Origin of the sequence: Paraburkholderia ferrariae NBRC 106233 (genome assembly GCF_000685035.1) — a bacterium.
In the GTDB taxonomy this organism is placed as follows: Bacteria; Pseudomonadota; Gammaproteobacteria; order Burkholderiales; family Burkholderiaceae; genus Paraburkholderia; species Paraburkholderia ferrariae.
The window spans coordinates 135,247-158,438 of the sequence record NZ_BAYB01000012.1 but is presented as its reverse complement, the minus strand read 5'-3'; the positions used below and the strand labels follow the sequence as shown (position 1 = coordinate 158,438).

Below are 23,192 nucleotides of genomic sequence, written 5' to 3'. Positions count from 1 at the left end.
GTTCAGTTATTAAGGCCGAGCAATCTTCATTGAAGAGATAAGCGTGTATGGGAGATTGGCATAAAGGGTTTTGAGAACGGGGTAAGCGCGATCAGTGCAGATGGCACCGTTGCAGTTACCACCAGAACCCTCACCGAAGCCATCGAAGTGCCCCGTCAAACCGAGGGCATGCAACATCTCATGTTCAACCAGAGGCTCCAGCGGAGCACAGGCAGCATTGCTGAAATCCACATCGACATTAAACGTCGTGCGCGGATCAATCAGAGGACTGGAGTTGACCTGAGCTTGCCAGTCTGATGACAGCGGAGGATTCACCGAATAATCGGGACCTACCCAAAGCCCAAACATATTTTGTTTATTGGCATAGACCTCGCCACAGTTATTGGGCTCAGATGCGCCTTGAGTCGGAGGAGTCTCGTTGTTGATGATGATTCCGCGAGTAACAGCCGATGCCGCAGTTGATGCAGGAAGACGGTTAAACAGAGTCTCACCCACAGCTTGTTCAAGATTTTTCAAAGCCGTGGCGACTTCAGGGCGGCCCGTAGTATCGAGAACAGGAATCAAACGCCCACCGAGTTATAGGGTTGCGAGGTATCCCAGATAGGCGTGGCGTTTGCGGATGCCTGACTGGTCTGGATGTCCGTGATGATTTGCGCATCCGTGACAGTTTCTGGTGTACCGGTTGAAGACGACGAGGAAGTAGTTTGGCTACCCGAGCCGGAACCCGAACTTCCACCACCTCCCCCCCCGCAACCAGCGAGCACCACACTGGCGAGCAATCCCCAAACCAATTTATTCTTCACGTCTTTTTCCTTCTAAGCAGTTGATTTATCTTGTTGTTACATCCAATCAACACTCAACATCAGAGGGAGCGCCAATTTGACGACTCCAAAGACAACTTATTTTTTCAATTTTGTGAACATGACCAACTTTACTGATCTCGGCTCATATAAGTTTCACCATTATCCACCGCCTCGATTTCAGAGAATAGCTCTTCGACTGGAACATACCGGCCCTGACGAATATCTTCCTGTCCCAATTCTAATCTTTTCAAAAGTGCTTCTGCTTGTTCTCGCCGTTCGTGATCATTCATCGCACAGCCCCGAGAAAAATGCCAATAGCATATTCTGGCGTGCCGAAACAACAGGCTCGATATCGCCTTTGGCGGACCTGACCGTTGCCGACTGCCTGTCCAGTCCCCTTCGCGCAAAGGTATCACCCATCCGAATCATAGACACGCCCGCAGTGGGAAACTTGCGTTTCGACATGTATTCATCGAAAATCTGGACTTTAGCACTAGCGCCTCTGAGACGCCAATTGCAATTCATAGTAACCACTTGTTTTTGAAGAAAAATTTAGCTTACAATCTCCGAACGATTAGTTTTAGACTAAGTGTCCCAAATTTGTCCCAACACTCCTAAATAATCGCGTAACCAACTGATTTTATTAGAGGAAGCCTCGGCCTCCTAAGCGCTAGATGCAGGTTCGATTCCTGCCAGGGGGACCAGTCACCCAATCCCGGCGCGCAATACGTGCAAGCCGCGCAAGCTGTACGGCAAAGGGCGCGGGAAACCGCTCCCGCAGCACGCCGGCGCGCGCGGCGCCGGCCGCCTTGCGGCCCCGCCGCGCCCCCTTCGCCGCGTCACTTTCCGAGCCAGGACACTCCATGGACATCAACAAGCAGGTCGCCGCCCTCACCGCTTCCGAACTGCAGACGGCGGGCGCGAGCCAGGCCACCGCCATCGCGTTGAGCGTGGTGCTGCGCCACCTGAACTCGCCGGAACTGGCGAAGCTGCTCGCGTCGGCGTTCGAAAACCATCAGGCCGTGATGCTTCAGACGCCCTGGCCCGACCAGATGCTGCAATCGTTCGAAGCGACGCGCCGCTTCTTCGAAGGCGCAGCGCGACCCCAGGCCGGCGCCGCGCCGCAGGGCGAATAAGCGCACGCCGGCCCGGCCGCGGCATCGCGCCGGGCCCGGCTGCCGGTTGGTTGTTTACCGCTTGCTCCATCGGATTTTGTCCATTGTTAACCTTTCCGATGCGCGCTATCGCCTACGATTGAATCCGTCAGATTCGATGGTGCAGGCAATGACTCCCTCCTACGTTTTTGCATTCATGGCGGCTTTGGCGACAGTCGTGGCTTCGTCGCTGGCCATGCTCCTGCTGCGCTAGACCCGGCCGCCCGCGGGCTTCCAGCTAGCCCCCGGCACCGTTCGCAGCCGCCGCCGCTGTCCGCCCGTCTCCGCCGATCCGGGTAAACGTGGATGCATGCGACCCTCAAGTTGCGGCGCTGCCTGCCGTAATGGCCCATATGGACTCCAACCGTTCCATCCCAGCCGGGCACATGATGTCGAACCTCATCGATCAGGACATCGCGCACATTCGCCGCGTCATGCCGCTTTCGCTCTCGGGCGACATGGGCGGCTCGATCCTGCCGGCGCCTTACTGGCGCAAGCGCCTGCACCGGCTGCTCGAAACCGGGCACGTCAACAAAGGCCAGTTGGGCGAAATCGACAGCCTTCTCCATCAGCTCGACGAACACGACACGCGCCGCACCGCGCAGGCTTCGGCTCAGCACCGCGCCGCCGCCGGCCCGGTGCACTGCTGAGCACGCCTCACGGGCGGCACGCGAGCCGCCCGCAACACCACGCCTGGCGCCCCACGGAAGTCCTGGCGCCGCGGGTCGCCTGTCGGTCATAATGTCCGCCAAAATACCCAGAGAGGACTTCGTGCCCACGGCCCATCCGCGAGACCTGCTTCAGCAGGCACGTCAGCGTTTCACCCAGCAGCAGATCGCCGAGCACGTCGGCAAGGACGTCAAGACCGTGCGCCGCTGGGAAAAGGGCGAAACGCCTTGCCCCGCGATGCTCGAAGCCGCCCTGCGCGAACTCCTGCGCGGCGGCGAGCGCGCCGCCGCTGCGCCGGCGCGGTTTCGCTTCATCGACCTCTTTGCGGGCATCGGCGGCATCCGCATGGGCTTCGAAGCGCAGGGCGGCGAGTGCGTGTTCACGAGCGAGTGGAATCCGTTCTCGAAGAAGACCTATCTGGAGAACTACGGCGAGCATCACCCCTTCGTCGGCGACATCACGACCTGCGAAGCCGCCGCCGTCCCCGACCACGACGTCCTGCTCGCGGGCTTTCCGTGCCAGCCGTTTTCGATTGCGGGCGTCTCGAAGAAGAACGCGCTCGGCCGGCCGCACGGCTTCGAATGCACGACCCAGGGCACGCTGTTCTTCGACGTGGCGCGCATCATCGCCGAGAAGCGCCCCGCCGCCTTCCTGCTCGAAAACGTCAAGAATCTGCTCTCGCACGACCGCGGCCGGACCTTCGACGTGATTCTCCAGGTACTGCGCGACGAACTGGGCTACGACGTGCATTACCGCGTGATCGACGGGCGGCATTTCACGCCGCAGCATCGCGAACGCATCATCATCGCGGGCTTTCGCGAGAAAACATCGTTTTCGTGGGACGCGCTCGCGCTGCCCGAAGAAGGTCCGCGCCTCGCCTCGATCCTGCATCGCACGGACGGCAGCGAGCCGGTGCTGCCGTGGGACGGCGAACGCTTCTTCGACCACGGCGCGCGCCAGGTGCAGCCGAAATACACGCTCACGCCCGGCCTCTGGCGCTACCTGCAGCAATATGCGGAGAAACACCGCGCCGCGGGCAACGGCTTCGGCTACGGGCTCGCGTTTCCCGAGAGCGTGACGCGCACGCTTTCCGCGCGCTATCACAAGGACGGCAGCGAGATTCTCGTGCATCAGGGCGAAGGTCTGCGTCCGCGCCGCCTCACGCCGCGCGAGTGCGCACGGCTGATGGGCTTTCCCGATACCTTCCGCATTCCCGTGAGCGACACCCAGGCCTACCGCCAGTTCGGCAACAGCGTGGTGATGCCGGTGATGCGCGAGGTGGCGCGCACGATGATGCCGCATCTCGATGCGACGCTCGCCGGGGCGAAAACCCAGGCGAGGGCGAAGGCGCCGGCGAAGGCAGTCACGCCCCGCCGCGCGGCGGCCAGGGCGGCACGCACCCAGCCGGTCGCTGAGGCGGCCTGAACGCTCGCACACCGCAACGGGACGGGCACAACGATGGTCGATGTCGTCGATCCCGCCACCCGCAGCCGGATGATGTCCGGCATCCGCGGCCGCAACACCCGCCCGGAGCGCGTGATCCGCAGCCTGCTGCACCGGCGCGGCTTTCGCTTCCGGATCGACGTGCGCGAGCTCCCGGGGCGCCCGGACATCGTCTTGCCGCGCTACCGCGCCGCCGTGTTCGTGCACGGCTGCTTCTGGCACGGCCACCGTTGCGCGCTCTTCAAATGGCCGCAAACGCGCCCCGAGTTCTGGCGCGAAAAGATCGCGCGCAACCAGGCCAACGACGCCCGGGCGCTCGCCGCGCTGGCCGCGCAGGGCTGGCGCGTCGCGGTGATCTGGGAATGCGCGCTGCGCGGCGCGAATCACGATCCGGCGCAAGTGGTCGAGCGGCTCGAGGCGTGGCTCAAGGACGGGGAATCGGGGTGGTTCGAAGCGCGTGGGTGAGGTGACGCAGCGAGCGACGCCGTCGTGCCATGCGGCGACGCGCGCGTGCGCCGCCCCTGTTTCGCCCTCGCCGTGCCCGCCCGCCATCTGCCTCCACCACGCGGTGATAAACTCGATCGACAAGCCGCATGTCCAGACACACCCAGACACCCACGCGGCGACAACACACGAGAAGGAGACATCCGATGGCTGAATTCCGACTCTGGTCCGACGACTTCCCCAACAACGGCTTCATGCCGAAAGCGCAGGAATTCGACGAACGCGCCTTCGGCGTGGACGGCGACAATGTTCCGCCCGCGCTGCAATGGGACGACCCACCCATCGACACGCAAAGTTTCGCGCTCACCGTCTACGATCCGGACGCGCCGACGGGCAGCGGCTTCTGGCACTGGGTCGTCGTCAACATTCCCGTCGATGTGCGCGCGCTCGCGCGCAACGCCGGCAAGGCGGACGGCAGCCTGCTGCCGGGCGGCGCCGTGCAGGTGCGCAACGATTACGGCACGGTCGGCTTCGGCGGCGCCGCACCGCCGCGCGGCGACAAGCCGCATCGCTACATCTTCCGCGTGCATGCGCTGAAGGTGGAGCAACTTCCGGTCACGCCCGAGACGACCAATGCGGTGGCACGCTTCATGACGCACCTGAACGAGGTCGATTCGACGACCTACGTCGGGCTCTATGAGCTGAAATAAACGCGCACCGGGCACGGCGGACGGGCGGAGGACGGGCGAATCCCGCGCGCCGCCACATGCCGCGCCCGCGTGCCTGCCACCTGCCACAAGGATCGCCACGCCGCTTCCGAATCCAGAACGCGGGCTGCGCGCCCGCTCATCGATGCCCACCACGTCCACGCTGCCCCACCCCGCCGCCGACTCCGCCGCCGATGCGGAACCCGGCCTGCCGCTTCCGCAGCGCTATCACGCCATCGTCGTGGTCGCGCTGGGCATCACGCTCGCCGTGCTCGACAGCGCGATTGCCAACGTTGCGCTGCCCACCATCGCGCGCCATCTTCACGCCAGCGACGCCAGTTCGATCTGGATCGTCAACGCCTACCAGCTTTCGGTCACGATCTCGCTCCTGCCGCTCGCTTCGCTCGGCGACCGCATCGGCTACCGGCGCGTCTATCTGTGGGGCCTCGGGCTCTTCACCATCGCCTCGCTCGGCTGCGCGCTCTCCGATTCGCTGCCCACGCTCGCACTCGCGCGCGTGGTGCAGGGGCTGGGCGGCGCCGGCATCATGAGCGTCAACACCGCGCTCGTACGCATGATCTATCCGCGCGCCCATCTGGGCCGCGGCGTCGCGATCAACGCGATGGTTGTGGCCGTGGCTTCGGCCGTCGGCCCGACCCTCGCTTCGGGCGTGCTCTCGATCGCCTCCTGGCCGTGGCTCTTCGCGATCAACGTGCCGATCGGCATTGCGGGATACGTGCTCGGCCTGCGCGCGCTGCCCGTGAACGAGCCGCATCCCGCCCCCTACGACTACTTGAGCGCCGTGCTCAACGCGCTGGTGTTCGGGCTCCTGATTTTCGCCGTCGACGGTCTCGGCCACGGCGAGCGCCGCACCTGGATCGCCGCCGAATTCGTCGCGGCGGCGGTGATCGGCTGGTTCTTCGTGCGCCGCCAGTTGAGCCAGCCCGCGCCGCTGCTGCCCGTCGATCTCCTCGGCATTCCGGTGTTCGCGCTCTCGATATGCACGTCGGTTTGCTCGTTCTGCGCGCAGATGCTCGCCTTCGTCGCGCTGCCCTTCCTGCTGCAGAACACCTTCGGGCTCTCGCAGGTGCAAACGGGCTTTCTCATGACGCCCTGGCCGCTCGTGATCGTCGGCGCCGCGCCGCTCGCCGGCTGGCTCTCCGACCGCTATCCCGCAGGCATCCTCGGCGGCATCGGGCTCGCGATGTTCGCAGCCGGCCTCGCGCTCCTCGCGACACTCGACGCGCATCCCACCGCCTTCGACATCGGCTGGCGCATGGCGCTGTGCGGCGCGGGCTTCGGCACGTTCCAGTCGCCCAATAACCGGCAGATGCTCTCCTCGGCGCCGCGGGAGCGTTCCGGCGGCGCGAGCGGCATGCTCGGCACGGCGCGGCTCACGGGCCAGACCCTGGGCGCCGCGCTCGTCGCGCTGATTTTCGGCGTGGCGCCGGGGCACGGCCCGACCCTCGCGCTCTACGTTGCGACGGCCTTCGCAGCCGTTGCCGCCGTCATCAGCATGCTGCGGCTCGTGCCGGGCAATGCGGCGCGTACGCCGGCCTGACTTCCACTGCCTATACTCAGTAGTGCTGCAGGGTTTCTACCGCCCCCACGCGCCGGCGAGCGCGCCACGGCGGCCGGGAAACCGCAGAAAGCGCGCAGAAAACCGCGGAGCACCGCGGAAAACAACCGCGGCAGCGGCGCGCCTCGCGTGCCGCGTTTGCGTGCGCCTCGCGCCCCGCCGCCCGGATTCTTCCCTTCACGGCGCATGAGCCAAACCAAGGGGGATGTCCATGTCATTGATCGTCGCTGGACGGTTCACCACCTTTCCCGCCGCCGAGGCCGTTGCCGAGCAATTGTTCGCACGCGGCTTCCTCGAGGAGGACGTGAACCTTTTCTTCGTCAACCCGCGCGGCCAGCATGCCCGCCACGCCGCGCATGCGGCCATGGCGCACGCGCCGGCCCTCGTGTCGCCGCATCTCGCGCGCAACCTGACCGCCGGTGCCGTGGCAGGCGCCGTGGTGGGGGTCGTGATCTTCGGCGGAATGTCGGCGTCGTTTCCGATCGTCGTGATTGCGGCGGGCGTAGGCGCCTGGGTGGGCGCGCGCATCGGCATGAGTGCGAGCCGCCAGCACATGGCCGAGCATCACGAGCGCGTGCTGCACGAAACGCGCAACTCGGGCGTGCTGCTCGCGGTGCACGTGTGCGCCGAAAACCAGGCCATTGCCGCCGAGGTGCTCAGCGCAGCGGGTGCCGCCGATGTCGAACGCGCCTCGGGCCGCTGGCAAGGCGGCCACTGGGCCGACTTCGACCCGACCCGCGCGCCCGAGCCCTACGGCGAGGCGGGGCGGCAGCAGGCTTGAGCAAGCGCTGCTGCACAGCAACGCGGCGGCTCGAAGGCCGCCGCGCGAGTGGGTTTATGTGCCGTGAAGCGGGCCTGGCTTCGGCCGCTGCAACCGCATCGACCGCTTCTTCAACCCGCCTTGGCCTTCGCCGCCGGAGAGGGAACCGGCGCCGGGACCGAAGCGGATGACGGAGCGCCCGCAGCCGGCGCGGCGCTACGCGCCTTTGCCGTCACCGAAGCCGCCGTCGCCACGCTGCGCAAATCGTCGAGGAACGTGTCGCGCCACACCGAAAGATTGTTCTTGCGCAGCCCCGCCATCATGTCCTCGTAGCGCGACCGGCGCTCGGCCAGCGGCATCGAGAGCGCGCGTTCGAGCGCCTCCGCCGTCTGGTTCAGGTCGTACGGGTTCACGACGAGCGCACCCGGCATCTGCTCGGCCGCGCCCGCGAACTGCGAGAGCACGAGCACGCCCGGATCGTCGGGATCCTGCGATGCCACGTACTCCTTCGCAACGAGGTTCATGCCGTCGCGCAGCGGCGCCACGTAGCCCACGTCGGCGAGCCGGAAAAGGCCCATCAGCAGATTGCGTTCGTACTTGCGGTTCAGGTACTGGATCGGCGTCCAGTCGAGCTGCGCGAAGCGTCCGTTGATGCGCCCCGCCTCGCCTTCGAGATTGCGGCGGATCGTCTGATAAGTCTGCACGTCCGAGCGCGTCGGCGGCGCAATCTGCAGCAGCGAGACGCGCCCATGCCAGCCGGGACCGTTCTGCAAGAGACGCTCGAAGGCCTGAAAGCGCTCGGCCAGCCCCTTCGAATAGTCGAGCCGGTCCACGCTCATGATCAGCTTGCGCCCGCGCATCGCATCGCGCAGGCTGCGCACCGGCTTGCGGTCGGAGAACTGGCCGGAGGCCTTCGCGATCGCATCGGGATAGATGCCGATCGGATACGCGCCCACCTTCAGGAAGCGGTCCCACGCGTGCACCATGCCGTCTTCGCTCGCGTTGCCGTGGCCGCCGCGCTCGATGTAATCGACGAACGCCTGGCGGTCCGCATCGGTCTGGAAGCCCACCACGTCGTAGTGGCACATGAACTTCATGAGCTCTTCGTGCGGCGGCACCGAGCGCAGCACCTCGGGCACCGGCAGCGGAATGTGCAGGAAAAAGCCGATGGGGTTCTTCACGCCGAGGTCGCGCAGGCAGCGCGCGAACGGGATCAGGTGATAGTCGTGCACCCAGATGATGTCGTCGGGCTCGATCAGCGGCTGCAACTGGCGCGCGAGCGCCACGTTCACGCGCAGATAGCCGCCGTATTCCTGGCGCTCGTAGCGCGCGAGGTCGTTGCGATAGTGGAAGGTCGGCCAGAGGGTGGTGTTCGAAAAACCTTTGTAGTACTGGTCGTAGTCGCGCCGGGTCAGGCCGACCGTCGCGTACGTGACGCTGCCCTGCTGCTCGATGACAGCCGGCGCGGGCTCCGCGACGGTCTCGCCGCTCCAGCCGAACCACACGCCACCGGTCTCCTTGAGCGCATCCAGCACGCCGACTGCGAGCCCCCCTGCGGCGGGACGCCCTTCCTGGGTCGGTGCGACGCGATTCGATACCACGATCAGTCTGCCCATCGGCAATCCTCCTGTTTCGTTATGACAGAGACTTGCCAGTGAACCGGATGCAAGATGCGTGCCGGCCGCAATCTGGCGGGAGGCACGGGTGTGCCGAACCGCATCCATTTCCTGCTGCCCCGGCGCAGGGGCGAGCGCATTCCGCGCGGGGCGTCGCGCAGAACGCAAGAATCGATAGCGTTCGATGAAACCGCTTGCGGCACACGGCGCGCCTTTGCGCGCGCCGCCCAGGCCCGGGCGTGCTCTCAGGCGTCCTGTTCGGAGCCGAGATCGCGCTGGTAGTCGATACCCTCGGCGCGCGAGCCGCCCTGATTGTGCTCGCCATCCGGCGGAGTGCCGGGTGCGGGACGGTTCTGCCCGGCGGAGTCGGGCACGACCATCGACGGCGGAATGCTGCCCTTCTGTTCTCCGTCGCGCGGGCCGCGTTTGCCCGAGTGACGTGCGGAGCGACGCAATGCAGGATGTCTCATGTCCAGGCCTCCAGCGGAAGGCTGCCACACGGCGGTGGCGCTTTTACAGTCTAGGGTTCGCGGCGTGAAATTGCCGGTAAAAATGGCGCGGCTTTTGTAACTCGTACATAAAAGCGGGGATGGCCACGACAGGGGTACGTCGCAGGGTCACATCGGCGGCGAGGCCGGCCGCGGGCCGCCCGAGCGCGGCACTTCGCCCGGCTCGGGCGGCGGGTCGCCGATGGGCGGTGTGTCGGGGCCGCCGGGTTCGCCCGGCGGAGGATCGTCCGGTTGCGGGGTGTGCGCAAGCCACGGCCGCACACGGGAGAAGTCGGGGGAAAAATCGGCGGATCGGCAAAACGGCATGGTGGACTCCTCGAATGAGCTGTCCTTGCCCGGGTTGCAAGCGACATACCGCGTACGGGGCCGCCGCTCAGACGTTCGCGCCGCCCGCCGCGCGCGCACGCGGCTGCTCTTCCACGCCGCCCTTGCCCGCCGGCTCGTTGCCGTACTCCACCAGCCGGTTATAGAGCGTCTTCAGGCTGATGCCCAGAATTTCTGCCGCCCGCGTCTTCACGCCGCCGCACTGCTCGAGCGTGGCGAGGATCAACTGGCGATCGGCGTCGGCCAGCGAAGTGCCGAACGGGATCGTCACGGCCGTCCCGGCCATCGGCCTCGACAGCGAGATCTGCAGCGGCACGGCAGCGGTGAGGTCGCCCTCGGCTCCCGACATGATGTGTGCGCGCTGCACGTAGTTCTTCAGCTCGCGCACGTTCCCCGGCCACGGATAAGTGGCCAGCGTCTCGCGCACGGCGTCGGGAAACTGCTTCTTCGTGCCGTGACGCTCGTTGAGTTCGTCGAGGAACGCCTGCGCGAGCAGCTCCACGTCCTTGCCGCGCTCGCGCAGCGGCGGCAGGCTGATCGGGAACACGTTGAGACGGTGATAGAGATCGAGGCGCAGCTTGCCCTCCTCGACGGCCTGCTCGGGGTCGCGGTTCGTCGCGGCGATCAGGCGCACGTCGGTTTCGATCTCCTTCGTCGTGCCCACGCGCATGAACATGCCCGTCTCCAGCACGCGCAGCAGCTTCACCTGGAGCTCGATGGGCATTTCGGTGATTTCGTCGAGGAACAGCGTGCCGCCGTTGGCGCGCTCGAAGTAGCCCTTGTGCTGACGGTCCGCGCCCGTGAAGGAGCCGCGCTCGTGGCCGAACATCTCCGACTCGATCAGATTGGGCGAGATCGCGCCGCAGTTCACGGCGAGGAATTCGTGCTTGCGCCGCAGGCTGAGCTGATGAATGGTCTGCGCGGCGACTTCCTTGCCGGTGCCCGACTCGCCCACCAGCATGACCGAGGCGGGAGTGGGCGCGACGCGGCTGATCTGGTCGTAGACATCCTGCATGACCGACGAGCTGCCCAGCATGAGCCCAAAGCGCCCCATGCGGCGCAGTTCGCCGCGCAAGGTGCCGATCTCGGCCTTGAGGTCGCCCGCGCGCGGCAGGCGGTTCAGGATCGCCTTCACGCGCTGCAGGTTGATCGGCTTGACCAGATAGTCGATCGCGCCCGCCTTGAGCGCATCGACGGCGGTCTCCACGGTGGCGTGGCCCGTGATGACCACGAGTTCCACGCCCGAGCGCGGGTCGAGATCCTGAAAGAGGTCCGTGCCGCTGCCGTCCGGCAGCTTCAGGTCGGTGAAGACCACGTCCGGCATCTGGCGCACGAGCTGGATGCGCGCCTCGCGCAGGTCGCCGGCCTGGGCGGTGGTGAGCCCGTCTTCGCCCACGACGGCGGCGAGCGCCTCGCGGGTTCCGGCATCGTCATCGACAATCAATACATGTGGCATCGCGTCTCGTCAGCCCTGAAAGGTGAATGGCTCCACGCAAGGCAGACCGGCCGCGTCCGATACACCGGACCACGGCGACGGGCGCCGCCCGCAGTGATGCTGCACGGTGGAGTACGAAACGTACGAAACGGCCGGATTCCCCGCCAGGCCCGAAAACGCGCGACGAAGAGGTGATGGAGGCAATTTAGCTGCTATACGGCAACAATCCCACCATCATCCGGCAATCCAAACTTAGATTGTTCCAAATATGACCATTATAGACCGATTCGGGTGCGGCACGGAGCCGCACCGTCCGCTGCCGCGGCGAGCGGGAAGCCGAGGGCTCGGGCGCCCGGCTGCGCTCAGGCGTTGCCGTGCGGGAACGGCCAGGGTGTGCCCGCCGCGCCGTTCGAAACCGCCGAAGCCGTCGAAGCCGCATTGGCCGAGGCCGCGCTCATGACCCCGGCCGGCGAGCCGCCGGACGCCGCCGCGGCCACCGCTTCCGCGGTCTCGGCCAGATCGGCGGGGTTCGAATCGAGCGAGCCGCCTTCGCCCTCCCAGCGGCTCAGTTCGCGGTGATAGGTGGAGCGCTGCGCGCGATGGCGCTGCGACCATCGCCACGCCAGCATCCCCGCTGTCGCGCTCAGCGCGCCGACGGCAATCAGCGCTCCCATCAGATTCGTCCTGTTCCTGCGCATATCGCGTCCTCCCTGGCACAAGCGGCCCCGCTTTCGAGGCTGGCTGCGGCACGTCTCATATTTCGTGCGACGCGCCGGAATCGTCCGAGTTCCCGGCTTTCCGTGGCGTCATGGCCTCGCCCCCCCCGGCATCGGCGCACTGCATTGCCTCACCGCGTTGGCCATACCATCGCCCACAACACGGGCCACAACATGGGCGAGCAGGATTCATGCCGTTGCGGCGCTGCCTGCCCTTTCGTCCCGCCCTCGCGGCACGTCCATTGCCCTGCAACACGGCACAGTGGTTAAATGTTTACGAGATGGAAATATTGCGGCCGTCGGCGCGCCTCGCCGGCGCCAGTCCTGGACGGCCATGCACGAACCCGCCCCCGGCGCGCGGCCGCACAGCGCCCGGGCCTTACGCCCGGCGGCGTTTGAAACCCTTTGCAGGACGACTACCCTTATGGCGTCAATCGAGCAGGGCTCGCCCACCGCCACGCGCAATGAGCGGGGCAACGGCAAAAGCGCCGGCAAGTCCGCCGGCAGCGATCGAGGCAACACGGCAGGCAGCACCGCAGGCGCGGGCAACGAAACCGGCAATGGCGACGCACGCGTCGCCGGATTACAGTCCTACGGCCTGCTCTACGGCTCGTCGGACGTGATGCAGGAACTCTACACGCAGATCGAACGCGTGGCCGTCACCGAAGCCACCGCGCTGATCGTCGGCGAATCGGGCACGGGCAAGGAACTCGTGGCCCGCACGATTCACGACCGCAGCGCGCGGCACGATGGCCCCTTCATCGCGGTCAACTGCGGCGCGATTCCGGACGAGCTGATCGAAGCCGAACTCTTCGGTCACGAGAAAGGCAGCTTCACCGGCGCCATCGAAGCGCGCGCCGGCCACTTCGAGCATGCGCGCGGCGGTACGCTATTTCTCGACGAAATCACCGAGATGTCGCTGCTGCACCAGGTGAAGCTCCTGCGTGCGCTCGAAACCGGCGAGTACCTTCCGGTGGGCGGCAACGCGGCCATATGCGGCGACGTGCGCATCATCGCGGCGACCAACCGCGACCCCGTGGCGGCCGTGAAGGACGGCTACCTGCGCGAGGATCTGATGTACCGGCTGGCCGTGTTTCCGCTGCGCACGCCGCCGCTGCGCGAGCGCGAGCGCGACCGCGAACTGCTCGCGCAGCACTTTCTCGCGCAGCTCAACCAGCAGGAGGGCACGCAGAAAACCTTCAGCAAGCGCGCGCTCGAAGCGGTGCGCAACTGGTCGTGGCCCGGCAACGTGCGCGAGCTCAAGAACGCGGTGTATCGCGCCTTCATCCTCGCGGAGAAGACGGTGGAGATCGCCCATCCGCAACTGGTGCCGCGCGTGAAGAGGCCGGTCACGCAGGGCGATGCAATGAGCGTGTGGATCGGCACCCCGCTCGCGGATGCGCAGAAGCAGATCATTCTCGGCACGCTCAAACACTGCGGCGGCGACAAGCGGCTGGCGGCGCGCACGCTGGGCGTGAGCCTCAAGACGCTCTACAACCGTCTCGGCAGCTACGGCGCGCAAGACAGCGCCGACGAAGAGGACGCGAGTACGCCCGAGCCGGGCTAGGCGTGCGGGCGCGATCGGGCGCCCCCAAGCACGCAACCGCGCATGCCGCACCAGATTTTGCAAACTTTTGCACTTTCCCTATCCTCATCGCGGGTCGCGTCCTGCACAATTCGCGACAGCACAAAGTGCGCCACACGCCCGTCCCGTGGCGGCCGGCGCAAGGCAGGGATAGAACATGCAAGATCGAAGTGCCGCGGCGCGGCCCACCTCCCCCGTCGCAATCCTCACGCTCTCTCCACGGCGCGCGGCCTCGTTCGCCCTGCTCGCCGCGTTGAGCCTCGCCTCTTCCGCCTGCAGCTCGCTCTATTCCGAAGGCGCGCAAACGGGTGCGGGTATCGGGGGTGCCGCCATCGCCTCGAAGGTCACGAACAATGCCTCGGTTGCGACCGGCATCGGCCTCGGTTTCGTCGCCGCGGCGAAAGCCGGCGTGCAGTACTCCGAACGGGTTGTTCACCGCAACACCCAGGACAGCATCGCGAAGGTGGCCGGCCCGCTCGACGTAGGCGGCGTGGCGCCGTGGTCCATTACGCACTCGTTCCCCATCGAGGACGACGAGCACGGCCGCGTCACCGTGAGCCGCACGATCAGCAGCGGCGCGCTCGATTGCAAGGAAATCGTGTTCTCGGTCGATCACGACGCGACGAAGGACGCCCCCGCCAGCAGCGCGTTCTACGTAGCCGCCGTGTGCCGCGACGGCGAGAACTGGAAGTGGGCCTCCGCCGAGCCCGCCACCGAGCGCTGGGGCGCGCTGCAATGACGGCGCGCTCCTGCCCGCCCGGCGCCGGCCTCCCGCGCTTGCTCGCGCTCGCCGCCGTCTGCGCGCTCGCGGCGCTCGGCGCGAGCGGCTGCTCGTCGATAGGCGCCGCCAGCGGCGCGGCGGCCGCCGCCGCAACGGGCATCGCCACGGCCAACCCGGCCGTCGGCGTGGGAGTGGGCATTGCCGTGCAGGCGGCCACCGACGAAGCGGTGAACCGCTTCATGAAGAACATGCACGCCGACCAGCAGCAACTGATCGCCGAAACCGCTGGCCGGTTGCCGGTGGGCGGCATGGACATCTGGCGCATCAAGCACACGCTGCCGGTCGAGAACGGTCACGGCCAGGTGCGCGTGACGCGCGCGTTCGCTTCGGCGCTCGCGCTGTGCAAGGAGTTCGCGTTCTCGGTGCAGGACGGCGACGCCGCCGACGCGCCCGAAATGTGGTTCACCGCCAGCACCTGCCGCGACGCGAGCGGCTGGAAGTGGGCATCGGCCGAGCCGGCCGTCGAACGGTGGGGCACGCTGCAGTAACGCCGCGAACCAGCAACGCGGCAAGAACGAAAAAACGGTCGCCAGGGCGAACTGCACTGCGCGACCGTTTTCTTTGCGGGCCTTGCAACCCGACGACAACCCGATGGACAACTGGGCGCGCTCAGGACTCCACGTCTTCGAGGCTGAAGATTTCCGACTGGTCGTTATACGAGAAGATCTCGCCGTAACGGCCCCAGTCGATCACCGTGTCGAGCGTCTCTTCGGCGGCGCCGTCGGAGAGGAAGTCCTCCAGCTCCTGCTCGAAGCGCACGCGCGGCGCGCGGTGGCCCGGGCGCTCGCCCAGCACCTTCTTGATCCGCGCCGCGAGCGGCACGTGCCGCAACAGATGCTCGGCGAACATCATCTTGCGCTCCTGCGTGCCGAACTCCGCGAACACGCGCCCCGGCGGCGTGAGCAGCACGTCGCCTTCGCGCACGTCGGCAAAGCCCAGGTTCTGCAGCACTTCCGCGATCGGGAAGAGATCGTCCACTTCCAGATGCAGCGTGCGCGCGATTTCCGGCATGTCCGCGCGGCCATGGTACGGCGCCATCGCGAGCGTCTCGATCAGACCGGCCATCAGGTTGGTCGAAACGCGCGGCAGCCAGCTACCGAGTTCGAGCCCCTTCTTCGTCGTCTCGCCGATCTGGCGCGCGGTCATCTTCGCGTAGATGTCGTCCACGAGCTTGCGGAACGCCGGGTCGAGACGGTTGCGCGGATGCTTGAACGGCACCTCGATCTCGGCTACCACCTTGCCCGGGTTCGACGAGAGCACGAGAATGCGGTCGCACATGAACACCGCTTCCTCGATGTTGTGCGTGACGATCAGCACCGACTTGATCGGCAGGCGCCCTTGCGTCCACAGGTCGAGCAGGTCGGTACGCAGCGTTTCGGCGGTCAGCACGTCGAGCGCCGAGAACGGCTCGTCCATCAGCATCAGCATGGGATCGACCACGAGCGCGCGCGCGAAGCCCACGCGCTGGCGCATGCCGCCCGAGAGTTCGCGCGGGTAGGCGTTTTCGAAGCCGTCCAGACCGATCAGGTCGATGGCCGCCAGCGCGCGTTCGCGGCGTTCGCGCGCGCCCACGCCCTGCGCTTCGAGTCCCGCTTCCACGTTTTGCAGCACCGTGAGCCACGGAAAGAGCGCGAAGGTCTGGAACACCATCGCGACGCCCTTGGCCGGGCCGTCGAGCGGCTTGCCGCGCCAGATGATCTCACCCGAAGTCGGCGAAATGAGGCCCGCGATGATGCGCAGGAGCGTGGACTTGCCCGAGCCCGAACGGCCCAGCAGCCCGACGATCTCGCCTTCGCGCAGCGACAGATTCGCGTCGTCGAGCACGAGCAATTCGCCCTGGGCCTTGTTGAAGCCCCGGCACACGTCCTGCACGCGCAGGATTTCCTCGCCCAGCCGCGGCGGCGCGGGCGTTTCGACGTCGCTGGCTACGGCACTCAGAGTCTTGGGATTTTGCATCGCGTTTGCCTTCGGTTTTCAATCAGTCAAGCCGGAGTTTGGCTTCGGCGTGAGCATATAACGGGCGCCACAGCAGGCGGTTGAACATCGTGACGAACAGGGACATCACCGCGATGCCCAGAATGATCTTCGGAAAGTCGCCGGCCGCCGTGGTCTGCGCAATGTAGGCGCCGAGACCGTGCGCCTCGACCTTGGTGTCGCCCCACTGAACGAACTCCGAGACGATGCTCGCGTTCCATGCGCCGCCCGACGCCGTGATCGCCCCGGTCACGTAGTACGGGAAGATGCCCGGCAGCATCACCTTGCGCCACCATTGCCAGCCGCGGATGCGGAAGTTCGTCGCGGCTTCGCGGTAGTCGTTCGGGTAGGCGCTCGCGCCCGCGATCACGTTGAACAGGATATACCACTGCGTACCGAGCACGATCAGCGGTGAAAGCCAGATGTCGGGATTGAGGTGGAACCTCACGATCACGATCACGAACACCGGGAACAGCAGGTTCGCCGGGAACGCGGCGAGGAACTGCGCGAGCGGCTGGATCTTTTCGGCGAGCGCCGGGCGCAGGCCGATCAGCACGCCGATGGGCACCCAGATCACCGAGGCAATCGCAATCAGCAAGATGACGCGGATGAGCGTGATGAGGCCGAGCACGAGCACGTGGCCCACTTCGTCGAGCGTGACGCCCGTGCGCACATAGGCCACCACGCGCCACACCACGTACACGGTGAGCGCGATCACGAAGACCGCCCATACGATGTCGCCGATGCGCGAGCGCAGCGTGCCCTTGCCCGGTGCGGCGGGCGCGGCGCGCTCGACCACGGGGAACGAAGGCAGCTTGAGCGGCACGCGCGCGGCCTTCGAGAAGCACCAGCCCACCGGCACGAGCAACTGATGGATGAGGTGGGTGCGGCGCACGAGGTCGAGCAGCCACGACTCGGGCGCGTCGCCCGAACTCGTGTTTTCCATGCGGAACTTGTCGGCCCACGCAACGAGCGGGCGGAACAGCAACTGGTCGTAGGCGACGATCACGACCGTCATCGCGAGAATCACCCAGCCCACCGCCCCGAGGTTCTTGTCGCTGATGGCCTGGGCCAGATACGCGCCCACCCCCGGCAGCGTGATCGTGTTGTTGCCCACCGTGATGGCTTCGGATGCGACCACGAAGAACCAGCCGCCCGACATCGACATCATCATGTTCCAGATGAGGCCCGGCATCGAGAACGGCACCTCGAGCTTCCAGAAGCGCTGCCACGCGGTGAGGTGAAAGCCCTTCGACACTTCGTCCAGATCGCGCGGCACCGTACGCAGCGACTGGTAGAAGCTGAAGGTCATGTTCCAGGCCTGGCTCGTCCAGATCGCGAAGATCGCGGCCAGTTCGGCCCCCAGCACGCGGCCGGGAAAGAGCGAGAGAAAGAAGGTGACCGTAAACGAGATGTAGCCCAGCACCGGCACCGACTGCAGGATGTCGAGAATCGGCACCAGCACTTGGCCCGCGCGGCGGCTCTTCGCTGCAAGCGTGCCGTAAACCAGCGTGAAGGCGAGCGACGCCACCATCGCCGCGAGCATGCGCAGCGTGGTGCGCATGGCGTACTCAGGCAGCATGCGCGGGTCGAGCGAGATGGCCTGGGTCTTGAGCGTGGACATCGGCGCGAGCGTCTGATGAAAGCCGATGGCCGCCATCGCGATCAGGCAGATGATGAGCGGAAACGCGACGAAGTCCCAGCGATTGGGCAGCACGCGCCACGCCGAAGCGTTGGCCGTGCGGTTCAGGTTGAAACCGAATTCCATCAGGCATCTCTCCGGCAGATCGTTATGCAACTGGCATCCAGGCCATCGAATTCGGGCGCACGGTCCGTCAAGGACACATTGGGGAAGGCAAGGCGCATGGGTACTCAGACTCGTTGGCGTTGATCAGGCGTCGGCGGCCGGGCCGCCGCGTGAGAGGACTACGGCAAAAAGCCAGCATTCGCAGGCCGGCTTCGGCCTCGGACAGGCTTGCCCTGATTTGAACGGCACGACACTACTACAACCTTTGTGACAGGCACAACCTCGCCCGGGCGTCGCGCGCGCACCACAGCTCGGGCGGCCATGCCCCCGCGCGGCACCCCGACATCGCGCGAAGTGCCGGCTCGCCCACTCAACGGGGGATCGCAGCACCGTTTTCGAGGGGTAAAATCGTGGCTCGCCTCGCGGCGCCAGCCGGCCCAGCCCCCGGCACGAATCCACGCCCATCCACGACACCCAAGGCCGATGAACAGGAGACTCTTGCGTCAGACAGCCGGACCCCTCGGGGTGATGGCCGTGGTGGTCGTCTGCTGGGCCGCAGCGGGGCTCCTTGCCGACCGTATGGTCCGGCAGGAACTCAATACGGCGCTCACCGTCCAGCGGCAGCTTTCGCGCTCCGTCGTCGACAACATGGCGGAGGTGATCGCGAGCGACCTCTCGATGTCGCGCGCGATTCCCGCCACCATGGCCGAAACGCGCGTGGTGCAGGAGGCGCTCACCGAGTCGGCGCGCTACGCGGCCTCGCCCCAGTCGACGGAACTGGAGCGGCGCACCGAACTCCAGAGCATTCCCGCGCTGCTGAGCGTGGACCGCTTCCTGCACGATGCCCAGGGCTTCTCCGGGCTCGACGCCATCTGGATCGTCAACGCCAACGGCATCTGCGTCGCCTCCAGCAACGCGCTCGACAAGCTCTCCTACGTGGGCGTGGACATGCGCGCGCGCGCCTACCTGAGCGACACCCTGCTCGGCGCGTTTTCCGAAGCCTATGGCGTGGGCATGTCCACAGGCGAGCCCGGCATCTTCGTGGCCGCCCCCGCCTACGACGACGGCATGCTGGTCGGCGCCGTGGTGGCCAAGGTCAGCATTTCGCGGCTGCGCCACTGGGTCACGCGCCCGGGCACCTTCGTCTCGGACAGCAACGGCGTCGTCATCATGTCGCACGACAGCGCGCTCGAAGGCCTGGCGCTGCCGGGCTCCCACGTCGAGGAAATGAACGCCGTGGACCGCGTGAACACCTATCTGCGCGAGCGCTTCGCCGAAATCTCGCTGCGCTCGGCCGCAGCCAGCGCGCTCAAGGAAGCGCCGTGGATGCCGCGCGGGGAAGCCTCGCAGATGGTCGATCTGCCCGGCCAGCGCGCACCCGCGCTCTACGAATCGCGCGGCGGCCTCAATTCGGGGCTCTCCGCGCACCTGGTCGACCCCATCAATGCCTGGCCCGAACTGCTCGCGAACCGGCAGCGCGACCGCTTCCTCATTTTCCTGACGCTCACGGGCACGGCGGCGCTCGCGGCGGTGATCTCGGTGTCGTGGGTGCGCGAGCGGCGGCTGCACCGCGCGAGCCGCGATCTCGCCGAGCAGTTGCAGTCCGCCAACGCGCTGCTGGCCGCCGAAGCCCGCCTGGATGCGCTGACGGGCGCGCTCTCGCGGCGCTACTTCCTCGACCTGCTGCGCCGCGAGATCGACCGCGCCTATGCGAGCGGCACGCCGCTGTGCATGGCGATCGCCGATCTCGACTACTTCAAGCAGATCAACGACCGCTTCGGCCACCCGGCCGGCGACCGGGCGCTGAAGCATTTCGTGGAGACCTGTCGCGCCGAGCTGCGCGCCGACGACGCGGTCGGGCGCCTCGGCGGCGAGGAGTTCGGCATCCTGCTGCCCGCCACCTCGCTCTCGACCGGCCGCGAAGTGATCGAGCGCCTGCGTCTGAAGGTGAAGGCGAATGCCTGCGCCGAGCTGCCTGCGGGATCGAACCTGAGCGTGAGCATCGGCATTACGGAACTGGCGGCCTCGCAGGATCAGCCCGAGCGGCTGATGAGCCGCGCCGACCTCGCGCTCTACATGGCCAAGGCGGGCGGGCGCGACCGCTGCGAGGCCATGCCCGCCGACGGCGCCGTGCCGCCGCGCGCCACGGCCGAGACCTGGTAGGCTGCGCGTCCGGCTCCGGCCGCTATCCGGACGGCACGGCACGATGCGGTCAATACGCCCTCCGGCCAAAGCCTTGGACAATCGGCCGCCCAATGAATCGGCCACTAAGCGGTATCATCGGACAAACGCCCGCGCTGCAGCATGGCGCGCTCTTGAAGCGTAGAAACGCGCGAACCGCGCCGTTTCGCTCAATCCGGAGGTATGCATGAAGGGGAATCTGGTCATCGTCTGCCGCGATCAGGATGCTCACGCGTTCGACCAGTTGATGGTCGAATACGGCGCGTTCCAGACGCGGCTCTCTTCGACGACGTGGTATCTGAAGCTCGAAGCGGCCCCCGAACTGATCCAGGCAGAGATCCTGGCGCGTCTCGGCAAGTACACGACGCACTATATCTTCGAGGCCGACACCGTCACCTACAACACCGTGGACAGCGAAGCCGCCGCCGCGCTCGACACGCTCTTCTCCGCGTAACGCGGCCGCCTGGCTCGCGCCTCAGCCCGGGGTGCGGCGCGTCACCACGCGTGCGCCGCTTCGGCGACGGTACGCTGCACTACTTCCACCGGGAACGTCATCCGCACGGCGAGGCCACCGCCCTCGCCATTGCCGATCTCCAGTTCGCCTCCCGCGCGCCGCACCAGCCGCTCGACGATGGCGAGGCCGAGGCCGCTGTGCCCGTTGCCGCCGCGCGCCGGGTCGAGCCGCACGAAGGGCCGGCTCGCGCGCGTGAGGTCCTGGGTCTCAATGCCCTTGCCGTGATCGCGCACGGTCAGCGTATAGCTTTCGGCGCTGCGCTCCGTTTCGATGACCACGGGCGGCGCGCCGTACGCATGCGCGTTGTCCAGCAGGTTCGACACCACCCGGTCGAGCGTTGCGGCCGGCAGCCGGAAGTCGCTGCCGGCAGTCAGCCGCATCTGGATGGTCGGGCTTTCGGCGGCCTGGGCCGTCGAGCCGAATGCCCGCATCGCGCTCATCGTTCGATAGTTGCGCACGATGCGCTCGCATTGCTCGTCCACTTCGACCGGCTCGCTGCGGTCCGCGCCGTCGTGCGCGAACACGAGGAACTGATCGACGATATGGGCCATGGAGTCCACGTCGCGCACCACGCCGTCGCGCGCGCGGGCCTCGTCCATCATTTCCGCGCGCAGGCGCAGGCGCGCGAGCGGCGTCTTCAGGTCATGCGCGACGCCGGCCAGCATCACGGCGCGGTCGTGCTCGTTGCGCTCCACCTCGGTCACCATCTGGTTGAAGCCGCGCGTGAGCAGGCGCAGCTCGCGCGGCCCGCGCTCGCGCACCGGCGGCACCGGCTCGCCCCGCCCGAAGCGCGCCACGGCCTGGGCAAGCAGGCTCAGCGGCTTTTGCAGCGTCCACGCCGCCACCAGCGCCGCGATCACCGCGGCCGAGAAGATGATCAGCAGCCACGGAATCATCCGGTCGATCGTGGGCCGCATGGGCCGCAGCGGCTGCACGGGCACCACGATCCAGCGCGCGTCCTGCGGACCCTTCACCCACAGCGTGGGCGGCCGGCCCGGCGGCCCGATGCGCACGTCGGTGCCGGCCGGCATGCGCTCGCGCACGTCGTCGACGAAGCGGCGCAGCGGCTCGGGGAGGTCGGCGTTGTCCGGGGGCACCGCGGCGCTCGCCGGCTCGACGAGCTGCACGCGCGACGGCAGCGGCTGGTCGGGCTCGCGCGCGACGTGCTGACGCACGGCATCGACGAGGAATGCCGCCTCTTCCACCGCATAGCGCGTTTGCATCTGGCTGCGCTCGAGGCGCATCAGCGCGAACCACGCCACATGCGAGAGCAGCAGGACACCCACGAAAAGCAGCGTGAGGCGCCCGAACAGCGAATCAACCGGCTGGCGCATGGTTGGCCTGCTCTCCGTCCGGCACGAACACATAGCCGCGCCCGCGCACCGTCTGGATGAAACGCGGGGTGGACGGATCGGATTCGAGAATGCGCCGCAGACGCCACACCTGAACGTCGATGCCGCGGTCGGTGCCGTCGTATTCGGGACCGTGCAGCAGTTCGAGCAGGCGCTCGCGCGTCAGCGTGCGCATGGGATGGTTGACGAAAATCTTCAGGAGGGCGAACTCGCTGCCCGACAGCATGATGGGCTTGCCTTCCTGCTGCAGCGTGCGCGACTGGAAGTCGAGCATGAAGCGGCCGAACGAAAACGGCTCGCGCTGCTCGGGCGCGGCGGCCGACGGTACCGTGCGGCGGCGGCGCAGCACGGCCTGCACGCGGGCAAGCAGCTCGCGCGGGTTGAACGGCTTGCCGAGGTAGTCGTCGGCGCCGAGTTCGAGGCCCACGATGCGGTCCACGTCGTCCGCGCGCGCGGTGAGCATGATGACCGGAATGTCGTCGCCGGACGCGCGCAGCTTGCGCAGCGCGGTGAGCCCGTCCACGCCCGGCATCATCAGGTCGAGCACGATCAGATCGGGGCGTTCGCGCTCGAGCCGCCGCTCCAGCGAGCCGGCATCGTGCAGCACGGACACTTCCATGCCCTGGCGCGCCAGATAGTCGCGCAGGAGGTCGCGGAGTTCGAGGTCGTCGTCGACGACAAGAATTTGAGTAGCCATGGGACGAAGTTTAACGCGCGCGCCGGGGCCCTTTCTTTACGGAGGGGCACTTTGGGTTACGGGGTGTTACGACGAAAGGCGGGTGTAATGTCGCGTAATGACACGGGCTCGCCACGTAACACGCCAGATGAGACCGACCGATACGCTAGGGACACCGGATGCGGAAACAGCAGCACTTGCCAGGGAGCGCCGCGCCTCACCG

24 protein-coding genes are annotated in these 23,192 nt (G+C 66.8%); 12 read left to right on the top strand and 12 right to left on the bottom strand.

Features of this window, described 5'->3' with window-relative positions; all coding sequences use genetic code 11:
• Positions 1 to 9: 9 nt before the first annotated feature.
• The 3 genes from BFE01S_RS44280 to BFE01S_RS44270 all read right to left on the bottom strand — a co-directional run bounded on the left by BFE01S_RS44280 (position 10) and on the right by BFE01S_RS44270 (position 1,093).
• Complete coding sequence (locus BFE01S_RS44280) at positions 10 to 564, bottom strand: hypothetical protein (RefSeq protein ID WP_156967011.1); 555 nt, start codon at positions 562 to 564, stop codon at positions 10 to 12.
• The gene (locus BFE01S_RS44275) at positions 561 to 803 is read right to left on the bottom strand and encodes a hypothetical protein (protein WP_156967010.1); all 243 of its coding nucleotides are present in this window, start codon (positions 801 to 803) and stop codon (positions 561 to 563) included. The genes BFE01S_RS44280 and BFE01S_RS44275 overlap by 4 nt, the downstream gene beginning before the upstream one ends.
• 128 nt (positions 804 to 931) lie before the next feature.
• Complete coding sequence (locus BFE01S_RS44270; RefSeq protein ID WP_156967009.1) at positions 932 to 1,093, bottom strand: hypothetical protein; 162 nt, start codon at positions 1,091 to 1,093, stop codon at positions 932 to 934.
• 573 nt (positions 1,094 to 1,666) lie between these two features.
• Between BFE01S_RS44270 and BFE01S_RS14580 the strand changes: the two genes are divergently transcribed.
• From BFE01S_RS14580 to BFE01S_RS14540, 7 genes are all read left to right on the top strand, one after another.
• Positions 1,667 to 1,939 carry a hypothetical protein gene (locus tag BFE01S_RS14580; RefSeq protein ID WP_028226155.1) on the top strand — a complete coding sequence of 91 codons (273 nt, stop codon included), beginning with the start codon at positions 1,667 to 1,669 and terminating at the stop codon, positions 1,937 to 1,939.
• Between the two features lie 404 nt (positions 1,940 to 2,343).
• Positions 2,344 to 2,607: a hypothetical protein gene (locus tag BFE01S_RS38630; protein ID WP_322787827.1), complete on the top strand. Its 264-nt coding sequence runs from the start codon at positions 2,344 to 2,346 to the stop codon at positions 2,605 to 2,607.
• Between the two features lie 91 nt (positions 2,608 to 2,698).
• Positions 2,699 to 4,051: a DNA (cytosine-5-)-methyltransferase gene (gene dcm / locus BFE01S_RS38625; protein ID WP_084169843.1), complete on the top strand. Its 1,353-nt coding sequence runs from the start codon at positions 2,699 to 2,701 to the stop codon at positions 4,049 to 4,051.
• Positions 4,052 to 4,084: 33 nt separating this feature from the next.
• Positions 4,085 to 4,534, top strand: coding sequence for a very short patch repair endonuclease (locus BFE01S_RS14555; RefSeq protein ID WP_028226153.1), 450 nt, complete (start codon positions 4,085 to 4,087; stop codon positions 4,532 to 4,534).
• Positions 4,535 to 4,719: 185 nt separating this feature from the next.
• Positions 4,720 to 5,223, top strand: a complete 504-nt coding sequence (locus BFE01S_RS14550; protein WP_028226152.1) for a YbhB/YbcL family Raf kinase inhibitor-like protein — start codon at positions 4,720 to 4,722, stop codon at positions 5,221 to 5,223.
• A 142-nt stretch (positions 5,224 to 5,365) separates the two neighbouring features.
• Positions 5,366 to 6,781 carry an MFS transporter gene (locus BFE01S_RS14545; RefSeq protein WP_042337667.1) on the top strand — a complete coding sequence of 472 codons (1,416 nt, stop codon included), beginning with the start codon at positions 5,366 to 5,368 and terminating at the stop codon, positions 6,779 to 6,781.
• Between the two features lie 229 nt (positions 6,782 to 7,010).
• Positions 7,011 to 7,580, top strand: a complete 570-nt coding sequence (locus tag BFE01S_RS14540; RefSeq protein ID WP_028226150.1) for a hypothetical protein — start codon at positions 7,011 to 7,013, stop codon at positions 7,578 to 7,580.
• 110 nt (positions 7,581 to 7,690) lie between these two features.
• On the opposite strand, the gene otsA is transcribed toward BFE01S_RS14540, so the two are convergent.
• From otsA to BFE01S_RS38610, 5 genes are all read right to left on the bottom strand, one after another.
• The gene (gene otsA, locus BFE01S_RS38620) at positions 7,691 to 9,175 is read right to left on the bottom strand and encodes an alpha,alpha-trehalose-phosphate synthase (UDP-forming) (RefSeq protein ID WP_084169841.1); all 1,485 of its coding nucleotides are present in this window, start codon (positions 9,173 to 9,175) and stop codon (positions 7,691 to 7,693) included.
• Positions 9,176 to 9,420: 245 nt separating this feature from the next.
• Positions 9,421 to 9,645 carry a hypothetical protein gene (locus tag BFE01S_RS14530; RefSeq protein WP_028226149.1) on the bottom strand — a complete coding sequence of 75 codons (225 nt, stop codon included), beginning with the start codon at positions 9,643 to 9,645 and terminating at the stop codon, positions 9,421 to 9,423.
• Positions 9,646 to 9,792: 147 nt separating this feature from the next.
• Positions 9,793 to 9,990 carry a hypothetical protein gene (locus tag BFE01S_RS38615; RefSeq protein ID WP_042337666.1) on the bottom strand — a complete coding sequence of 66 codons (198 nt, stop codon included), beginning with the start codon at positions 9,988 to 9,990 and terminating at the stop codon, positions 9,793 to 9,795.
• Positions 9,991 to 10,057: 67 nt separating this feature from the next.
• Positions 10,058 to 11,464 (bottom strand): sigma-54-dependent transcriptional regulator, encoded by a 1,407-nt coding sequence (locus BFE01S_RS14520; protein ID WP_028226148.1) that lies wholly within the window; start codon positions 11,462 to 11,464, stop codon positions 10,058 to 10,060.
• A gap of 341 nt (positions 11,465 to 11,805) precedes the next feature.
• Positions 11,806 to 12,117: a hypothetical protein gene (locus BFE01S_RS38610; RefSeq protein WP_052420878.1), complete on the bottom strand. Its 312-nt coding sequence runs from the start codon at positions 12,115 to 12,117 to the stop codon at positions 11,806 to 11,808.
• A gap of 466 nt (positions 12,118 to 12,583) precedes the next feature.
• Between BFE01S_RS38610 and BFE01S_RS14510 the strand changes: the two genes are divergently transcribed.
• The 3 genes from BFE01S_RS14510 to BFE01S_RS14500 all read left to right on the top strand — a co-directional run bounded on the left by BFE01S_RS14510 (position 12,584) and on the right by BFE01S_RS14500 (position 15,013).
• Positions 12,584 to 13,726 (top strand): sigma-54 interaction domain-containing protein, encoded by a 1,143-nt coding sequence (locus tag BFE01S_RS14510; protein ID WP_028226147.1) that lies wholly within the window; start codon positions 12,584 to 12,586, stop codon positions 13,724 to 13,726.
• Positions 13,727 to 13,901: 175 nt separating this feature from the next.
• The gene (locus tag BFE01S_RS14505) at positions 13,902 to 14,483 is read left to right on the top strand and encodes a hypothetical protein (protein ID WP_156967007.1); all 582 of its coding nucleotides are present in this window, start codon (positions 13,902 to 13,904) and stop codon (positions 14,481 to 14,483) included.
• Positions 14,480 to 15,013 carry a hypothetical protein gene (locus tag BFE01S_RS14500; protein WP_028226145.1) on the top strand — a complete coding sequence of 178 codons (534 nt, stop codon included), beginning with the start codon at positions 14,480 to 14,482 and terminating at the stop codon, positions 15,011 to 15,013. Before BFE01S_RS14505 ends, BFE01S_RS14500 begins: the two co-directional genes overlap by 4 nt.
• Positions 15,014 to 15,134: 121 nt before the next feature.
• Here BFE01S_RS14500 and BFE01S_RS14495 read toward each other — a convergent pair whose 3' ends face one another.
• A complete protein-coding gene (locus tag BFE01S_RS14495) occupies positions 15,135 to 16,481 on the bottom strand; it encodes an ABC transporter ATP-binding protein (protein ID WP_028226144.1) in 1,347 nt (448 codons plus the stop codon).
• Positions 16,482 to 16,503: 22 nt separating this feature from the next.
• Entirely contained in the window at positions 16,504 to 18,267 is a 1,764-nt protein-coding gene (locus BFE01S_RS14490; protein ID WP_028226143.1) for an ABC transporter permease, read from the bottom strand.
• A 462-nt stretch (positions 18,268 to 18,729) separates the two neighbouring features.
• Here BFE01S_RS14490 and BFE01S_RS14485 point away from each other — a divergent pair, with 462 nt between their 5' ends.
• Both BFE01S_RS14485 and BFE01S_RS14480 read left to right on the top strand, forming a co-directional pair.
• Positions 18,730 to 20,409, top strand: a complete 1,680-nt coding sequence (locus BFE01S_RS14485) for a sensor domain-containing diguanylate cyclase (protein WP_028226142.1) — start codon at positions 18,730 to 18,732, stop codon at positions 20,407 to 20,409.
• A 205-nt stretch (positions 20,410 to 20,614) separates the two neighbouring features.
• A complete protein-coding gene (locus BFE01S_RS14480; RefSeq protein WP_028226141.1) occupies positions 20,615 to 20,881 on the top strand; it encodes a double-stranded DNA-specific endonuclease in 267 nt (88 codons plus the stop codon).
• Between the two features lie 41 nt (positions 20,882 to 20,922).
• Here BFE01S_RS14480 and BFE01S_RS14475 read toward each other — a convergent pair whose 3' ends face one another.
• Both BFE01S_RS14475 and BFE01S_RS14470 read right to left on the bottom strand, forming a co-directional pair.
• A complete protein-coding gene (locus BFE01S_RS14475; RefSeq protein WP_028226140.1) occupies positions 20,923 to 22,275 on the bottom strand; it encodes an ATP-binding protein in 1,353 nt (450 codons plus the stop codon).
• Positions 22,259 to 22,990, bottom strand: a complete 732-nt coding sequence (locus BFE01S_RS14470; RefSeq protein WP_028226139.1) for a response regulator — start codon at positions 22,988 to 22,990, stop codon at positions 22,259 to 22,261. Before BFE01S_RS14470 ends, BFE01S_RS14475 begins: the two co-directional genes overlap by 17 nt.
• Positions 22,991 to 23,192 lie beyond the last annotated feature (202 nt).

Excerpts from the sequence above, each read along its gene's own strand:
- BFE01S_RS44270 (WP_156967009.1), bottom strand. The coding sequence starts at position 1,093 with ATGAATGATCACGAACGGCGAGAACAAGCAGAAGCACTTTTGAAAAGA.
- BFE01S_RS14580 (WP_028226155.1), top strand. The coding sequence starts at position 1,667 with ATGGACATCAACAAGCAGGTCGCCGCCCTCACCGCTTCCGAACTGCAG.
- BFE01S_RS38630 (WP_322787827.1), top strand. The coding sequence starts at position 2,344 with ATGATGTCGAACCTCATCGATCAGGACATCGCGCACATTCGCCGCGTC.
- dcm (WP_084169843.1), top strand. The coding sequence starts at position 2,699 with ATGTCCGCCAAAATACCCAGAGAGGACTTCGTGCCCACGGCCCATCCG.
- BFE01S_RS14555 (WP_028226153.1), top strand. The coding sequence starts at position 4,085 with ATGGTCGATGTCGTCGATCCCGCCACCCGCAGCCGGATGATGTCCGGC.
- BFE01S_RS14550 (WP_028226152.1), top strand. The coding sequence starts at position 4,720 with ATGGCTGAATTCCGACTCTGGTCCGACGACTTCCCCAACAACGGCTTC.
- BFE01S_RS14545 (WP_042337667.1), top strand. The coding sequence starts at position 5,366 with ATGCCCACCACGTCCACGCTGCCCCACCCCGCCGCCGACTCCGCCGCC.
- BFE01S_RS14540 (WP_028226150.1), top strand. The coding sequence starts at position 7,011 with ATGTCATTGATCGTCGCTGGACGGTTCACCACCTTTCCCGCCGCCGAG.
- otsA (WP_084169841.1), bottom strand. The coding sequence starts at position 9,175 with ATGGGCAGACTGATCGTGGTATCGAATCGCGTCGCACCGACCCAGGAA.
- BFE01S_RS14530 (WP_028226149.1), bottom strand. The coding sequence starts at position 9,645 with ATGAGACATCCTGCATTGCGTCGCTCCGCACGTCACTCGGGCAAACGC.
- BFE01S_RS38615 (WP_042337666.1), bottom strand. The coding sequence starts at position 9,990 with ATGCCGTTTTGCCGATCCGCCGATTTTTCCCCCGACTTCTCCCGTGTG.
- BFE01S_RS14520 (WP_028226148.1), bottom strand. The coding sequence starts at position 11,464 with ATGCCACATGTATTGATTGTCGATGACGATGCCGGAACCCGCGAGGCG.
- BFE01S_RS38610 (WP_052420878.1), bottom strand. The coding sequence starts at position 12,117 with ATGGGAGCGCTGATTGCCGTCGGCGCGCTGAGCGCGACAGCGGGGATG.
- BFE01S_RS14510 (WP_028226147.1), top strand. The coding sequence starts at position 12,584 with ATGGCGTCAATCGAGCAGGGCTCGCCCACCGCCACGCGCAATGAGCGG.
- BFE01S_RS14505 (WP_156967007.1), top strand. The coding sequence starts at position 13,902 with ATGCAAGATCGAAGTGCCGCGGCGCGGCCCACCTCCCCCGTCGCAATC.
- BFE01S_RS14500 (WP_028226145.1), top strand. The coding sequence starts at position 14,480 with ATGACGGCGCGCTCCTGCCCGCCCGGCGCCGGCCTCCCGCGCTTGCTC.
- BFE01S_RS14495 (WP_028226144.1), bottom strand. The coding sequence starts at position 16,481 with ATGCAAAATCCCAAGACTCTGAGTGCCGTAGCCAGCGACGTCGAAACG.
- BFE01S_RS14490 (WP_028226143.1), bottom strand. The coding sequence starts at position 18,267 with ATGGAATTCGGTTTCAACCTGAACCGCACGGCCAACGCTTCGGCGTGG.
- BFE01S_RS14485 (WP_028226142.1), top strand. The coding sequence starts at position 18,730 with ATGAACAGGAGACTCTTGCGTCAGACAGCCGGACCCCTCGGGGTGATG.
- BFE01S_RS14480 (WP_028226141.1), top strand. The coding sequence starts at position 20,615 with ATGAAGGGGAATCTGGTCATCGTCTGCCGCGATCAGGATGCTCACGCG.
- BFE01S_RS14475 (WP_028226140.1), bottom strand. The coding sequence starts at position 22,275 with ATGCGCCAGCCGGTTGATTCGCTGTTCGGGCGCCTCACGCTGCTTTTC.
- BFE01S_RS14470 (WP_028226139.1), bottom strand. The coding sequence starts at position 22,990 with ATGGCTACTCAAATTCTTGTCGTCGACGACGACCTCGAACTCCGCGAC.